Origin of the sequence: Leisingera sp. McT4-56 (assembly GCF_020514995.1) — a bacterium.
GTDB classification, from domain to species: domain Bacteria; phylum Pseudomonadota; class Alphaproteobacteria; order Rhodobacterales; family Rhodobacteraceae; genus Leisingera; species Leisingera aquaemixtae_A.
Genome location: NZ_JAJALF010000005.1, coordinates 127,536 through 141,958, shown reverse-complemented (window position 1 = coordinate 141,958; position 14,423 = coordinate 127,536). Strand labels below are relative to the sequence as shown.

The window sequence follows — 14,423 nt, the reverse complement described above, 5'->3', positions numbered from 1 at the left end:
GTCGGTGCCTCTTCAGTCGTTGTCCGACAGCCCGGCGCCGGCGCCCAGCAGGCGCGACTCCTCGGTGGCCGGAGCGTAGGTTTTATGGGCAAAGCGGTTCAGGACGGCCCAGGCCGCCTCCTCCGGTTCGGCCCGGGTGTGGGTCGGGTATCGGTTTGACAGGCTGCCGGCCGCGCGGATGGTCAGCCGGGCTGCCGCATCCGGCAGGTCGCCCACGCAATGCAGCGCGGCGCCATCGGTGACGGCCTGGAAACCCTCGCACTCGACGGTGACGCAGGCATCAAGCTGGCGTGCGGCCATCGCGGCAAAAGGCAGGATCATTGCAGGCTGTGAGACCTGTCCGAGCGACAGCGGCGCGTCCTGAAGCCGTGCCGCACAATCGGAAATGGCCGCACCGGTGGCCAGCGGGCAAAGCGGCGCCTGAGCCGACCAGCTGCCGTCCAGCGATTGCGGCACGTGGGCAGAGAGCTCAGCGGCGTACCCAGCCTCCAGAAGGCCTGCCAGCACCGCGGCCCCGTCCAGCCCCTGCGCGCAGAGCCAGCGGGTGGCTTTTGCAGCTTCCTCGGACAGGCCCCAGTCGTAGCCAGCCCCGCGGGCGGCGCGTTTGGCGGTGGCTTCCACTTCGTTCAGTGCATAGCTCATTGGTCTGCCTCCGGATATACCCACAGGTCGGCGTTGGCGGCGGTCAGGTCCTCCGGATACGGCGCGCCCGCATACATGCAGATCCGCACCCAGCGGTCGGATCGCGGGTCGAAATGCGTTGCCCCGAAGAACGAAAGCTTGGCCCGCAGCATGTCGACCGGCAGCACCCGGTCGCTGATGGTGTTGCTGCGGATCTCGCCATAGGGCGCCAATTGGCTCATCTGCGCCCGGCGCACGGTGTGGCGGTGTTCCGGGTGGCGCAGCAGGAAGGCTGCGACGGGTTCATCCCCGTCCCAATCTGCCAGCGCCGCATGGGCCGCAGCGGCGTCGCGGGCCGGGGCCAGCGGCTGCTCATAAGCTGCAATCGGCTCATCGAAGCGTTCGCCCATACGCGGCTCCAGCTTCTCCTCCGAGACATACCAGGCCCGGGCGCAGTTTTCGCGGGCAGCCCAGTCCAGATCCAGCGCCCAGGCAAAGCTGGCCTCAATCAGCTGCCGCACCTGCGACACCGGCATTGCGCCGTCGATAATGAAGGCGTCCTTGTTGGCATCGGCCATGCAGTCAGACAGCCCGTCCACAAGGTCCGCATAGGGTTCAAGGATCAGCGAGGCTGCCAGCTCCTGCCCCTCCAGGCCCAAAGCTGTCTCGCTCCAGCGGATCAGGCGGTCCCAAGGATGGTCGTTGAGCAGATCGTCTGCTGCCGCCCAGGCGGCCAGGGCCTCAAGATCCTTGTGAAGGCTTGCCAGCTTTTCGATCTGCGCCGGGTGTTCCGAATGCCAGCGCGCTGCCGACAGTTCGCTCCGCCGCAGCATACGGCGGAAACAGGCGGCTTCCTCAGCCGAGGCGGTTTCGACCGAGCGCACCCGGGCAATCGCCTCTTCCCGTGCCGCAATCCAGTTGTTGAACAGCACCGGGTGGTTGACGATGTAGGGCGCCATGCCGAGACCGGTGGAGTTGCCGATGCCCAGCCGCCGCGCGGTCTCCGGCGCCAGCGGCACCGCTTTTTCGCCGCCCTTGGCACGGGCCATATGTTCCACCAGATCGCGGACAAAGGCACGGGTCAGATAGACCGAGAGCATCTCTGCCTGGAATGGCGCGCTGAGTTCGGGCCGGTCTGCAATTGCCTCCCGGTCCGCAGCGCCCAGCTTGCCGGAGCCGTAAACGGCGGTGGTGCGCATCAGGTAGCCGACAGCATCCACCTGCGCGGGGTCCGGCTGCTGCCCCTGCGACAGCGCGTCGACAAAATGCGCCCAGAGGCGCACCGAGCGGTTGGCGCGGGAGACCGACAGGGATTTCTCGTTGACCCGGCCCGCCTCCTGATAGGGAACGTTCTTCGACAGGCGTTCGATGTCCGCATCCGTCGGCACCCCGTCGAACAGGGTGAAAGTCGCGTCCCAGGCGGTTGCGATCACCCGGTCTGAGCGCATCTCCGGCGGCAGGTCGTGGGCGAAGGCAATCAGCGAGTAGGTCCGCGCAGGGCCGGCGGCGGTGTAGACCGCCACACCGACGCCGTTACCGTCGATATCGAACTTGGGGCGTGCAAAGCTCCAGTTTTCCCGGGCCATGCGGCGTGTCAGCACCCGCATGAAGCTGAGGCGGCACTGGTGCAGGGAGCCCAGACGGCTGAGGCGCATAACCTGAGCCGGGTCCCGTCGTGATATCGTTGTCTGCGCGGTTGTTTCCATGACCTATCCCTTTGGGCCAAAGTTTTCGGCAAAGAACCGGTACCAGTTCCCGCCCATGATGCCGCTGACCTCGTCATCGTTCATGCCCGTCGCGCGAAGGCCTTCTTCGATGTTTCCAAAGTCGCGGTTGTCGTTGAACCAGCTGGGCATTGCCGGGAAGCCCGGCGCGGCGGCTGATCCTTCGCCGTAGTCGATTTCCTTGGTCCAGCGGCCGACGCGCATCCATTCAACGACGCTGTCGGGCTGGTCCTGGCAAAGGTCGGTGCCGATGCCGAGGTGCTCTGCCCCGTATTTTTCTGCGGTGCGTGCAATCATCTCGCAGAAGCTTTGCAGGGTGCAGTCGGACTTGTCCTTCAGATGGTGCGGATAGACCGAGAAGCCCAGCATGCCGCCGTGGCCGGTCACTGCGCGGATCACATCGTCCTTCTTGTTGCGCAGGGCGGGCGACCACTCATGCGGGTTGGCATGGGTGATGGCGATCGGCCGGGTGGAAATCTCCGCCGCCTCGATGGTGGAGCGGTCGGCGGAGTGGCTCATGTCCACAACCAGGCCCACCCGGTTCATCTCCTTGATGACCTGCTTGCCCATGCGGGTGATCCCCATATCCTCGGCCTCGTAACAGCCAGTCGCCAGCAGCGACTGGTTGTTGTAGGTGAGCTGCATGAAGCGGGCGCCCAGGGTGTGCAGGATCTCCACCAGGCCGATGTCGTCCTCCATCGGCGAGGGGTTCTGAAAGCCGAAGAACACCGCGGTGCGGCCGGTTTCGCGGGCCTTGTCGATGTCAGAGGCCCACTGCCCCTTCATGATCAGGTCCGGGTACTGCTCGAACCAGCGGTTCCATTTCTCGAAGTTGAGAACCGTCTCACGGAAGTTCTCATGGTAGGCAATGGTGACATGGATCGCGTCCACGCCGCCCTCGCGCAGCTGGCGGAAGATCTTTTCCGACCAGTTGGCGTATTGCAGGCAGTCGATACGGTATCCGGTCATTCAGGCACCTCGGTTTTCAATGTCACACACCCGGCCTTCTGGCGGCGGGCAGGAAGCGCCTGCCACAGGGGAAACTAGGAGGGCGGGCGCTTCCGCAAACTGGCAGGCCGGTGTCCGGCGCTGCCACGGTTTCAGTCTCAGACCGGCTTGCCGGCGCTTATGTAGGCGGTCTTGACGGTGGTGTAGAATTCCGCCGCCGCCTTGCCCTGCTCGCGCGGGCCATAAGAACTGTCGCCGCGGCCGCCGAACGGCACGTGGTAGTCAGTGCCTGCAGTCGGCAGGTTGACAGTGACCACACCGGTGCGCGCGTTGCGGCGGAAATGGGTGGCGCGGGCCAGCGACTGGGTCACGATGCCGGAGGTCAGGCCGAAGTTGGTGTCGTTCACCACGGACAGCGCCTCGTCATAGCTGCCGACCTTGATCACGCTGGTCAGCGGCGCGAACATTTCTTCGCGGTTGATGCGCATATCGTTGGTGGTGTTGAGGAACACGCCCGGGGACATGTAGAAGCCCTCGTGCGGCATCTCCAGGCGCTGGCCGCCGCAGGCCAGCTCAGCACCTTCGGATTTGCCAAGGTCAGCATAGGCCAGGTTCTCGTTCAGCTGCTGCTCGCTGACCACCGGCCCCATCTGCACGCCCTCTTCCAGCGCGTGGCCCACTTTCATGGCCTGTGCCCCGGCGACAAGCTTGTCGACAAAGGCATCATGAACAGCCGCGTGGACCACGAGCCGGGAGGAAGCGGTGCATTTCTGGCCGGTGCCGCCGAAGGCGCCGCCCAGCGCCAGCGTGACGGCCAGATCCAGATCGGCGTCGTCCATCACCGCCAGCGCGTTCTTGGAGCCCATCTCCATCTGCACCTTGGTCAGGTTCTGGATGGCGGCGGACGCGATGCCCTTGCCCACCGGCACCGAGCCGGTGAAGGAGATCGCGTTCACCTTGGGGCTTTCGACCAGACGCTGGCCGATGGAACGGCCCGACCCCATGACCAGGGAGAACAGGCCCTTGGGAATGTCCTGACGCGCGATGATCTCGGTCAGGGCAACGGCCGAGGCGGGGGTGATGTTGGCGGGTTTCCAAACCACGGCATTGCCGTAGCAAAGCGCCGGCGCGATCTTCCAGGAAGCGGTCGCGGTCGGGAAGTTCCAGGGCGAGATGATCGCCACCACGCCCACGGCCTCGCGGCGCACGTCCACCTCTATGTCGGGGCGCACGGAGTCGGCGTTTTCACCGATCTGGCGCAGGCATTCGGCGGCGTAATAGGTGAAGAACTGGCCGGCGCGGTAAACCTCGCCCTTGCCCTCGGCCAGCGGTTTGCCTTCTTCGCGGCTCAAGAGCGTGCCCAGCTCCTCGGCGCGGGCCATCAGCTCATTGCCGATGTTCATCAGCACCGCCTGCTTGCGCTCCAGCCCGTAAGCCGCCCATTCGCGCTGTGCGATTAGCGCCTGATCCAGGGTCGCCTCCAGCTGATCGGAGCTGGCCTGGGCAAACATGCCGACCAGATCGCTCAGGTCCGAAGGGTTGCGGTTTTCGATTTCGCTTTCGCCCGCCAGCCATTCGCCGGCAATCAGGTTCAGTTTGGTCACGGAGAAGCCCCAGATGCTGAATTTCAGGTTTGCAACAGGATGGACTCCGCAGCCCGCATCAGTCAAACTCAATAAACTGTAAACAACTTCAGAAAAATTGAAGCATGACCCTGAAAATCGAAATGCTGCGCGCCTTCTGCACTGTGGCGCAGACCGGGAACCTGTCCGAGGCCGCCAACCGGCTGGGCCGGACCCAGTCCGCCGTTTCCATGACGCTCAAGCAGATGGAGGATCACCTGGGCAAGCGGCTGTTCGAGGGCGAGCGCAAGAACCAGCTGTCGCCGCTGGGCGAGCAGGTATTCGAGCTGGCCCAGAAACAGGTGCGACAGTTCGATCAGACATTGCAGAGCATCGAGATGGCCGCTGAGGCGGCGCACGGGCTGCTGCGGATTGTCTCGGTCCCATCGGTCGCGGCGCTGGTCTTTCCTTCGGTGCTGGCACACATGACGGCGCGGCATCCGGGCCTGAAGGTGGAACTGCGCGACACCGACACCCAGCAGGTGCTGGACGCGCTGGCAGAGGGCAAGGCGGATATCGGCATCGCCTCCGGCCACCACCCGTTGAACGGCGTGAAAGCGGTGCCGCTGTTCGAGGACCGGTTTGGCCTGGTCTGCTCCACCGACCACCCGCTGTTCACCCAGGAGCAGCCGCCCGCAATTGCCGATGTGATCAACGCGTCCTTTGTCCGCAATGCCCTGTGCGATCTGATCCGCAATGAACGCTTCGTTGAGGCCAGCAGCACGGCAGATGTCACGATCCACAACACCCATTCGCTGATCACCATGGTCCGCACCGGCAAGTGGGTGACCGTACTGCCGCAGACTGTTGCCCGCTTCATGCCGGAGACAACGGCGTTTCGGCCGGTTGCCGATCTGCCCGACAAGCGGGCGGTTTACCTGTACCAGCGCGAACGATCCCGTTTTGCCGCGCTGACCGAGGAGTGCTGCGCCTTTATTCAGTCCTGCGATCTGTCCGGCGAGCCAGGCTGAAGCACCCGGCATGGCTGGGTGCCAGTCATCCCTGATGTCTCAGGCCAATTGGAAGGACAGGAAGGGAGCCGCGCCCTCGGCATTCCGGACCCAGCGGGCCTGGATGCCGAAAATCTCAGATACGGTTTCCGGAGCCAATGCCTGGCTGGGCGCGCCGCAGGCCACGAGGCGACCGCGTGACAGCACCGCCACCTTATCGCAGGTCAGCGCCTGGTTCAGGTCATGCAGGGCCACCAAGGTGGTCACTTTCAGGTTCCGGATGCAGTTCAGGATCGACAGCTGATGGTGGATGTCCAGATGGTTCGTCGGCTCATCCAGCAGCAGAAGCCCCGGCCGCTGCGCGAGGGCACGGGCAATGTGCAGCCGCTGCCGTTCGCCGCCGGACAGAGTGGCCCACTCGCGGCTTGCGAAGCCTTCCATCTCAACGGTGCGCAGCGCCTTGTCCACCAGTTGCGTGTCCTGCCCGTTCCAGGGTTTCAGCGCCGACAGCCAGGGGGTGCGCCCCAGTTCCACCACGGAGCGCGCGGTAATGCGCTCGGCGGTTTCGGCCTGCTGTTCGACAATGGCGATCCGCTGGGCGATCTCCCGGCGGGTCAGGCTGGCCAGCGGCTTGCCTGCCAGCAGCACTTCGCCACGCGAGGGTTTGGCCAAGCCTGACAACAGCCGCATCAGGGTCGACTTGCCGGAGCCGTTCGGGCCGACCAGCGCCAGCGTTTCGCCGGGCTGCACTGCCAGCGACACGTCCTGCAGCAAGGTCTTGCCGCGCACGGCAAACGACAGGTTGCGGGCTTCGATCTTCATCGCGCAGCCTTTTGCCCGCGCACCAGGATCACCGCAAAGGACGGCGCCCCGATCAAGGCGGTGACAACGCCGATGGGCAGCACCTGGCCGGGGATGATGATTCGGGACACGATGTCGGCGGCGACCAGGAACACGGCGCCGGTCAGCGCCGCGGCAGGCATCAGCCTGCGGTGGCCGGGGCCGACCAGGAAGCGTGCGGCATGGGGGATCACCAGGCCGACAAAGCCGATGGAGCCGACGATCGACACCATCACCGCGGTCGTCAGCGCAGTGGCGAAGATCAGCACCACCTGAACCCGCCGGACCGGGATGCCAAGCGAGGCGGCGGAGTCGCTGCCAAAGGTGAAGGCGTCCAGCGCACGGGCATGGAACCGGCAGATCATCCAACCCGCCAGCGCCAGCGGCACCGCCAGCCATACATCCGGCCAGCGCACGCCGCTGAGGTTGCCCATCAGCCAGAACATGATGCCGCGGGCCTGATCGGCATTGGCGGACTTGGCGATGATGAAGGCGGTCAGCGCGTTGAACAGCTGCGAACCGGCAATGCCCGCCAGAACGATCTGCGCCGCCGCTGCACGGCTGCCCCCTGCCCCGGCCGCGCGGGCTAGAACGGCGACAAAGCCAAAGGCCAGCAGCGCCCCGTTGAAGGCGCCGAAGGACAGCGACAGGGCGCCGCCGCCCAGCCCCGCAATGGTGACCGCCACCGCCCCGGTCGAGGCGCCGGCCGAAATACCAAGGATATAGGGGTCTGCCAGCGCATTGCGCAGCAAGGCCTGCAACACCACGCCGGCCACCGCCAGCGCCGCCCCGCAGGCCGCAGCCACCAGCGCCCGCGGCAGCCGGTAGCTCCAGATGATGCCCTGGTCTACCGGGTCCACCGGCAGGCCCGCCCCGGCCAGCTTGTTGGCCAGAACGGACAGGACAAGGTCAGGCGCAAGCGAGGTTTCCCCGATCATTGCGCCTGCCAGAACCGCCGCAGCCAGCACCGGCAGGGCCAGGCATGCGCCCCGGAGGCCCTGCCAGGCCAGTGCGGCGGCTGCGCTCATTCGCCGTTGCCGATCGCGCTGAGCTCAGCGGCAATATCCTCCAGCGCCGGGATGGCGCGTATGGTTGCATCCATGGCCTGGGCGTCCATCACCACGATGCGATCATTCTTGACCGCCTCCATCTGGCTGGCGACCGGATCATTGCGCAGGAACTCCAGCTTCTTCTCGTAGTCATCCGCGGCAAAGCGGCGGCGGTCCATGCGGGCAATCACGATCACCGTCGGGTTGGCCTTGGCGATGGTTTCCCAGCCGACAGTCGGCCATTCTTCGTCGGTTTCGATGACATTGCGCAGGCCCAGCTGCTGCATCATGTAGCCCGGTGCGCCCTTCTGGCCGGCCACGAACGGGTCGCTCTCCATCTCCGGCGAAGAGAACCAGAACACGGCGGAGGCGTCGTCCAGCGCAACCTCCTGCGCCTTGGCAACAGCCGCGGCCTCGCGCGCCTTGTAGTCTGCGACCAGCTCTGCGCCTTTTTCGGACTCGCCGAAGATCGCTGCCAGTTCCTCGATGCCCTGATAGAGGCTTTCGGTGGTGAACATCTGGGTGCGGGTGCCGTCGCCGCCGGTGGTGTTGTCCTTGCCGACGCAATCCGCGGGCATCACATAGGTCGGGATGCCGAGGTCATGGAACTGCTCGCGCTTGGCGACTACGCCTTCGGGGCCGACATGCCACTCATACTGGGCAGCCACCAGGCCCGGGCGCTTGGCCACGACGCTTTCAAAGCTCGGGTCGTTATCGGCCAGCCGCTCGACCTTGCCGTTCAGCTCGGCATATTCGGGCAGCACGTCGTTGAACCAGACCGAGGTGCCCAGCACCTTGTCGCCCAGCCCCAGCGCATAGAGCACCTCTGTCGCGGCCTGGCCGACGGTCACGGAGGACGCAACCGGCGCCTCGAAGGTGACGGCCTCGCCGCAGTTTTGAATGGTCAGCGGAAAGGTCTCGCTGGCTGCTGCGGCCTGAGCTGCCGCAACAAAGGAAAGGCCCATCAGGCCGGAACGCAGAAACATGATCTTCGATCTCCATGTGTCAATGACCGGAGAACGGGTGAAAGGGCATTGACCGCTAAGGCGGGAGCCTGGCCCCCTGCATGCGGCGCCAGACAGCGGCGGCGCATCTTATCGGCAACCTCCCCGGACAACCCCGTCCGGTGTGTTTCGGTTTCGCACCGGCAGGTCTCCTGACTGGCGGGTCACTGTCTGTCCCGTCTTCCCGGGCCGGTCAGGCCCAGTGACACGATGGGACAGCACTCGCCGCCTACAGTTGCGGGGGCAGTTCCGTTTGGCACCGTACGGCGCCGCGGATTCCCTCTTAGCCCTCACGGGACCGGTGAAGCGCGGGTAGCGCATCACTTACCGTGCGGCAAGAAAAAGTTCGTCCGGATTGCTGAATTCTTGCCAGCCAGCCGCGGGAGGGCGGGTTGCGACGGCTCGGGCCGGCGTTGATTTTTCACCCAAGAGCGGCGGCAGAAACAGGCGGCCGTTTGCACACCCGCCCCGCCCCCTTGCGCAGGTGGCCGCGGGCAATCACACCGGCTCATAGTGGTCTTGAGCCCGCCCGGCCGCGCCTGCCCGGCGCTTTCCCGTCCGGGAGTGCTGCCCTGCCAGCGCCTGTTACGCAGCCTTGAAGCAGCGTTCCACGAGAGCGCTGGTATCCAGGATCAATATCGACTCGTACTTGCCGTCCGGCGAGGTGTGCTGCAGGCAGCCGGCCACATCCTCAGCAATGCTTTTGGAGGTGTTTTGCTGATCCAGCGGCTTGAGTTCGGCCACGCGGCTTTCGGTCGTAATGATGATTTCGTCGACGGAATCCACAAGAATTCCAAACTTCTGCGCGCCGTGCCTGAATATCAGAACCTTCTGATCCTGGCAGGGCTTCACCGGCAAGCCGTAAAGCACGCGGGGATTGAACACGGTAATCAGGTCGCCTCTCAGATTGAGGATTCCTTCGACAAAATTCAGCGAGAATGGCGGCTCCAGCAGATCCGTGGGGCGATTGATCACTTCGCTGACATGCGACGTATCCAAGGCAAATCTTCTCTCGAAGGTGAACTTGATGAAGGTGCGCCGCGCCGCTCGCGCTTCCAGTTCCGCCGCCTCGCCGTCAGGCGCTTCGGGCGGGAATATCTCCTGGCAGGACTTTGCAGCCGCCAGAAAGCTCGGCTCCTGCATGAGCTTCTCTGGATCCAGCATCATGACAATCTGGTTGTTCTTACCGATCAGGCATCCGTTGACGAGATCACCGCGCGGCAGCGCCAGTTTGGCAAACGGCCGCACTTCATCCCCGTAATAGGACAGGATGCTGTCGATGGAGAAAACCATAAGGCCGACCGGACCTTCCGCGGTATCGATCACCAGCATTCTGCGTTCCTTGGGGAGGGTTTCCCCAAGCACGAACTTGGCGTCGTCCCCCATGAAGCCGCGGAAATCTATCACAGGCAAAATGATCCCCCGCAGGTTTGCGGTGCCGATCACATTGCCTCCTGCCAGCAAGGATTGCTCCAGCTTGGGAACGGTTTTGACCTCTTTCACGTAGCGCAGATCGATTGCGCATACCGTATGGCCGGTTTGAAACGACACGCAGGCGAGTTTCTTGCCTCTGCTGAATTTGACGGTTTCCTGCCCGGAGTCATTGTCAGCTCTCGGCACCTTTTCCAGATTCAGCAATTCATGCGGATCGAGTATCTGAACCAGCCTTTCCCCGCTATCGAACTTCAGCACGCCGCTGATAACAACATCCCTGACGCCTTTGCCATTGGGACGGAAATCCACCCGCGCCACGCCCTTTGCGTTCAAAACTTCGCCGGTCCGGTCAAACAGCAGGCCAATACAGTGTTCGCCGTGTTCAATGATGGCCACTTTGCGGGATTGCCCGCTTTCGGCAGCCGGAAAATCCAGCAGCTTGCGCAGGTCGACAACCGGGACAATCATGCCCCGCAAGTTGAACAGACCGAGCATGTAAGGCGGCGCAAGCGGTACCGGTGAAATGTCCCCCGGTTCATTCACGACCTCCTGAAGCACGGAAACAGAGATGGCGAATTCGCTGTCGCCGATCAGAAACGAGCCGTATTTCTCGGCCAAGCCTTGCCCCGTCCGGCCACCGGGCCGCATTCCGGATCTCTGCCGTACAGCATCACCCTCCTGGCCGCTGGAACCGGCGCGATCCCCGCCGTCAACGGTCAGAGCGTGCGACCCCGGGATCAGCGGGTCTGAAATGTCCGGTTTCATGTGCGTGCCCCCAAGCGCGGGATGGATTTCACTGTGAACTCGCCGCTGGTGCAGTCGATGGCCACCTGCCTGCCCTGCACGCCCCCGACGTCCTCGTGAATGTTGCGAACGCCGGCATCCCGCAAGGCGCGGTAGGCGGAGCGCGCATTGATGCTTCCGACGAGCCGTCCCGGATCCGTGTCCGCAGGCATTGTCATGTTGGCACCGCCAACAACGATCGCCTGAATTTTGCGCAAGTCCTTGCCGGAAACCTCCATCAGGGACTGCAGCGATCTGAGAGCCTGATCCACGTGCCTGCCGCTGATCGCGTCACTTGTTTCCGGCGACTTGGACAGCAGGCAATGGGCCAGCCCGCAAATGCCCCTGGCGGGATACAGCAGGCCCAGGCCGATGCAGGAGCCGAGGATTGCATTCAGTGATTGCCCTGCCCGGCCGGTTTTCACCTGGCCGATCTGAACATGGATTTTCTGCACTTCATTCACGCACATGGACTGCCCGCCCTGGCCGCCGGCCGGTAAATGATCGGGGCCACCTGTTCGAACCCGGTGCGCAGGTTGTTCAAAGTCTCGCTTTCACCGATGAACAGAACACCGTCAGGCTTGATCAGATCCCGGACATGGCGGAGAATCTTTTCCTGATCTTCATCGGTGAAATAAATCAGCACGTTACGCAGGAAAACCGCATCAAACGGACTGGTTCCGCCAAGCCGTTCCAACAGGTTGTGCAGCTTGAACTTGAGGCGCGCCCGGATCTGCGGCACCGCCTTGTACCCCGCCGCATCACTGCCGGCCATCTGGCCTGCGAACAGCGCGGGCTGCTCCTTGCGGAACCGGGCAATCGAGCGGCCGTTGTAAACCCCCTTTTGCGCCACTTGCAGCACCCGGGAGGAGACATCTGTGCCCAGCACCGAATAGTCGAAACCCGGGTTGGCAAGGCGCCGTTGTTCCAGCATCGCACCGATGGTATGCGCCTCTTCCCCGGTCGAAGCCGCCGCCGACCAGACCCGCATCCGCCGGTCCGGCCCGTTCGCCAGATACTCTGGCAGGTACACTTCCTGGAAGTAATTCCAGACCCGCGGGGTGCGGTAGAAATAGGTCTCGTTCGTGGTCACCCGGTTGGTCAGTTCCTGCATCTCCTCAGGATCTGAAGACAGCCGCGAAATGTAGGCGGCAAAGCTTGGCTCACCAACCTCGCGCAGGCGCCGACGCAGGCGGCTGACCAGCATCGTTTTCCGGGTTTCCCCGATGGTGATCCCGGTATTCTGGTGAACGATGGCACGGAGCTTGGAAAAATCCCCATCGCTCATGGTGACATCGGTGTCAGGCTTACTCATGCCCCCTCCTTGTGCCCGTGCAAGGGTTCAGCACCCCAGCTTGCCGACTTCCGTCTTCAGTTCCTGCGCCCCGGTGTTCAGCTCCTCTGTTGCCGCCGCGATGGTATCGGAGGCGATGACGGCCTCCTCGGAGGCGTCAACGATGCTTTGGATCGCCTCCGCGACATCCCGCGCTGCGGTCTGCTGCTCGTTCGCGGCCACGGAAATCTGGGCGATGGAATCCGTGGTGTCGGAGATGCCTGCCAGGATCTTGGTGAAGGCCGCGCCAGCCTCTCTTGAGACCTCGCTGCCCAGGCTCACCCGTTTCACCGTTTCACTGATCAGCTTGCTGATTTCCTTGGCCGATTGCGACGAGCGCTCAGCCAGCTTGCGCACCTCGTCTGCAACCACGGAAAAGCCCAAACCGTGCTCGCCGGCCCGCGCCGCCTCAATCGCGGCATTGAAGGCCAGCAGGTTTGTCTGGCTGGCAATCTCGCTGATGGTCTTGACGATCTCGCTGATCTCCTCGGAGGAGGCATTGATGAGATCCATCGCTTCGATCGAGCGTTCGATCGCCTTGGCGCCCAAGTCGGCTTCTTCCTTGGTCTTTTGAGCAATCTCGTCGGAGTGATTGCTGTTTTGGGCAATCGAGTCGATGGAGGCGCTCAGCTCTTCGACGGAGGCGCTGATTTCCTCTGTCGTGCACCCCAGCGTCTGGGCGCCGCTGGCGACCGTCTGTGCCTGCGCGGAGATCTCCTGTGACTGCTCGGCAAACCGGGTTGCGATCCGCGTCACTTCCTGCTCGACCATTTTTTCGGCCGTAATGTCAGTGGCGAACTTGACCACCTTGAACGGTTTGCCATCGGCATTGAAAACCGGATTGTAAGAGGCGTTGATCCAGACCTCTGCCCCGCCCTTTCCAAAGCGCTTATATTGCCCGGCTGAAAACTCGCCCGCGGCCAGGTCCGCCCAGAATTTCCGGTACTCTGGAGAGCTGGTGTATTCCGGGTTGCAGAACATCCGGTGATGCTGGCCGCGGATTTCCTCCAGGGAATAGCCGACGGTGGCCAGAAAGTTCTCATTTGCCGTTATAATCGTGCCGTCCAGCTCGAATTCGATCAGGGCCTGGGCCCGGCTGATAGCGGCCATCTTGCCGTCCTGCTCTGCCGTGCGCAGCTTTTCCCCGGTGATGTTGGTGGCGAATTTGACAACTTTGAACGGCTTGCCGTCCGCATCGAAAATCGGGTTGTAGGACGCGTTGATCCAAACCTCTTCTCCGCCCTTGCCGACGCGTTTGTATTCACCGGTCGAAAACTCGCCAGCGGCCAGATCGGCCCAGAATTTGCGGTATTCCGCAGAGCTGGCGTATGCCGGGTCGCAGAACATCCGGTGATGCTGGCCGCGGATTTCCTCCAAGGAGTAGCCGACAGTGGCCAGAAAATTCTCATTGGCGGTCAGAATGGTGCCGTCCAGTTCGAACTCGATTACCGCCTGAGCCCGGCTGATTGCGGCCATCTTGCCGTCCTGCTCTGCCGTGCGCCGTTTTTCCCCGGTGATGTTGGTGGCGAATTTGACAACTTTGAACGGTTTGCCGTCCGCATCGAAAATCGGGTTGTAAGAGGCGTTGATCCACACTTCCGCGCCGCCTTTGCCGAAGCGCTTGTATTCCCCGGCAGAGAATTCGCCCATCGCCAGTTGCAGCCAAAAGTCGCGGTACTCATCCGAGGAAGCATATGCCGGGTCGCAGAACATGCGGTGATGCCGTCCCTGTATTTCCTCCAGGGAATAGCCGACCGTCGCCAGAAAATTCTCGTTTGCCGTAATAATCGTGCCGTCCAGCTCAAATTCTATGACGGCCTGAACCCGGTTGATAGCGTCAACAACCCCCGTAAGTTCTGCGCTGCCGTGATCGGAAACAGACACTGCAGCTGGTTCATTCGCACCCATGCTTTCGCCTCACTCATTTAAAAAACGGTTGCCGATCAACCTGAGAGAGAGCTGTTAACAACATCATACCAATGCTCCGAATGCATGTTTCGGCCGCGGTAATTATTCGTAAAAAACAACCGAAGGACGGAATCACTGGTCAGGCAAAAACTCAACAGGCGGCCCAACGGCGGTTTGCAGCCTTGCCAACCTGCCGCCTGTTACCGC

The 14,423-nt window shown here is 63.2% G+C and carries 11 protein-coding genes, 1 pseudogene and 1 riboswitch; of the genes and pseudogenes, 1 reads left to right on the top strand and 11 read right to left on the bottom strand.

Going from position 1 to position 14,423, the window contains the following annotated elements; genetic code table 11:
* Positions 1 to 12 precede the first annotated feature (12 nt).
* From LHL23_RS08790 to LHL23_RS08775, 4 genes are all read right to left on the bottom strand, one after another.
* Positions 13 to 642 (bottom strand): DUF3726 domain-containing protein, encoded by a 630-nt coding sequence (locus LHL23_RS08790; protein ID WP_226429573.1) that lies wholly within the window; start codon positions 640 to 642, stop codon positions 13 to 15.
* Entirely contained in the window at positions 639 to 2,327 is a 1,689-nt protein-coding gene (locus tag LHL23_RS08785; RefSeq protein WP_226429572.1) for a hypothetical protein, read from the bottom strand. The genes LHL23_RS08790 and LHL23_RS08785 overlap by 4 nt, the downstream gene beginning before the upstream one ends.
* 3 nt (positions 2,328 to 2,330) lie before the next feature.
* Positions 2,331 to 3,314, bottom strand: coding sequence for a membrane dipeptidase (locus LHL23_RS08780; RefSeq protein ID WP_226429571.1), 984 nt, complete (start codon positions 3,312 to 3,314; stop codon positions 2,331 to 2,333).
* Positions 3,315 to 3,451: 137 nt separating this feature from the next.
* Positions 3,452 to 4,897: an aldehyde dehydrogenase family protein gene (locus LHL23_RS08775; protein WP_226429570.1), complete on the bottom strand. Its 1,446-nt coding sequence runs from the start codon at positions 4,895 to 4,897 to the stop codon at positions 3,452 to 3,454.
* Positions 4,898 to 5,001: 104 nt separating this feature from the next.
* On the opposite strand from LHL23_RS08775, the gene LHL23_RS08770 reads away from it, so the two are divergent.
* A complete protein-coding gene (locus tag LHL23_RS08770) occupies positions 5,002 to 5,886 on the top strand; it encodes a LysR family transcriptional regulator (RefSeq protein ID WP_226429569.1) in 885 nt (294 codons plus the stop codon).
* Positions 5,887 to 6,176: 290 nt separating this feature from the next.
* On the opposite strand, the pseudogene LHL23_RS08765 reads toward LHL23_RS08770, so the two are convergent.
* From LHL23_RS08765 to LHL23_RS08735, 7 genes and pseudogenes are all read right to left on the bottom strand, one after another.
* Positions 6,177 to 6,687, bottom strand: a pseudogene (locus LHL23_RS08765) (ABC transporter ATP-binding protein); the annotation flags it as partial.
* Positions 6,684 to 7,733: a FecCD family ABC transporter permease gene (locus tag LHL23_RS08760; protein ID WP_226429567.1), complete on the bottom strand. Its 1,050-nt coding sequence runs from the start codon at positions 7,731 to 7,733 to the stop codon at positions 6,684 to 6,686. The gene LHL23_RS08760 and the pseudogene LHL23_RS08765, both read right to left, overlap by 4 nt.
* Entirely contained in the window at positions 7,730 to 8,740 is a 1,011-nt protein-coding gene (locus LHL23_RS08755; RefSeq protein WP_226429566.1) for an ABC transporter substrate-binding protein, read from the bottom strand. The genes LHL23_RS08760 and LHL23_RS08755 overlap by 4 nt, the downstream gene beginning before the upstream one ends.
* A 143-nt stretch (positions 8,741 to 8,883) precedes the next feature.
* Positions 8,884 to 9,076: riboswitch (cobalamin riboswitch) on the bottom strand.
* A gap of 267 nt (positions 9,077 to 9,343) precedes the next feature.
* The gene (locus LHL23_RS08750) at positions 9,344 to 10,957 is read right to left on the bottom strand and encodes a chemotaxis protein CheW (protein WP_226429565.1); all 1,614 of its coding nucleotides are present in this window, start codon (positions 10,955 to 10,957) and stop codon (positions 9,344 to 9,346) included.
* A complete protein-coding gene (locus tag LHL23_RS08745; protein ID WP_226429564.1) occupies positions 10,954 to 11,445 on the bottom strand; it encodes a chemotaxis protein CheD in 492 nt (163 codons plus the stop codon). Before LHL23_RS08745 ends, LHL23_RS08750 begins: the two co-directional genes overlap by 4 nt.
* Entirely contained in the window at positions 11,436 to 12,290 is an 855-nt protein-coding gene (locus tag LHL23_RS08740; protein ID WP_226429563.1) for a CheR family methyltransferase, read from the bottom strand. The genes LHL23_RS08745 and LHL23_RS08740 overlap by 10 nt, the downstream gene beginning before the upstream one ends.
* Positions 12,291 to 12,317: 27 nt before the next feature.
* A complete protein-coding gene (locus tag LHL23_RS08735) occupies positions 12,318 to 14,216 on the bottom strand; it encodes a methyl-accepting chemotaxis protein (RefSeq protein WP_226429562.1) in 1,899 nt (632 codons plus the stop codon).
* Positions 14,217 to 14,423 lie beyond the last annotated feature (207 nt).

What these genes read in the sequence shown, in the direction of transcription:
- LHL23_RS08790 (WP_226429573.1), bottom strand. Translation starts at nt 642, where the DNA reads ATGAGCTATGCACTGAACGAAGTGGAAGCCACCGCCAAACGCGCCGCC.
- LHL23_RS08785 (WP_226429572.1), bottom strand. Translation starts at nt 2,327, where the DNA reads ATGGAAACAACCGCGCAGACAACGATATCACGACGGGACCCGGCTCAG.
- LHL23_RS08780 (WP_226429571.1), bottom strand. Translation starts at nt 3,314, where the DNA reads ATGACCGGATACCGTATCGACTGCCTGCAATACGCCAACTGGTCGGAA.
- LHL23_RS08770 (WP_226429569.1), top strand. Translation starts at nt 5,002, where the DNA reads ATGACCCTGAAAATCGAAATGCTGCGCGCCTTCTGCACTGTGGCGCAG.
- LHL23_RS08760 (WP_226429567.1), bottom strand. Translation starts at nt 7,733, where the DNA reads ATGAGCGCAGCCGCCGCACTGGCCTGGCAGGGCCTCCGGGGCGCATGC.
- LHL23_RS08755 (WP_226429566.1), bottom strand. Translation starts at nt 8,740, where the DNA reads ATGTTTCTGCGTTCCGGCCTGATGGGCCTTTCCTTTGTTGCGGCAGCT.
- LHL23_RS08750 (WP_226429565.1), bottom strand. Translation starts at nt 10,957, where the DNA reads ATGAAACCGGACATTTCAGACCCGCTGATCCCGGGGTCGCACGCTCTG.
- LHL23_RS08745 (WP_226429564.1), bottom strand. Translation starts at nt 11,445, where the DNA reads ATGTGCGTGAATGAAGTGCAGAAAATCCATGTTCAGATCGGCCAGGTG.
- LHL23_RS08740 (WP_226429563.1), bottom strand. Translation starts at nt 12,290, where the DNA reads ATGAGTAAGCCTGACACCGATGTCACCATGAGCGATGGGGATTTTTCC.
- LHL23_RS08735 (WP_226429562.1), bottom strand. Translation starts at nt 14,216, where the DNA reads ATGGGTGCGAATGAACCAGCTGCAGTGTCTGTTTCCGATCACGGCAGC.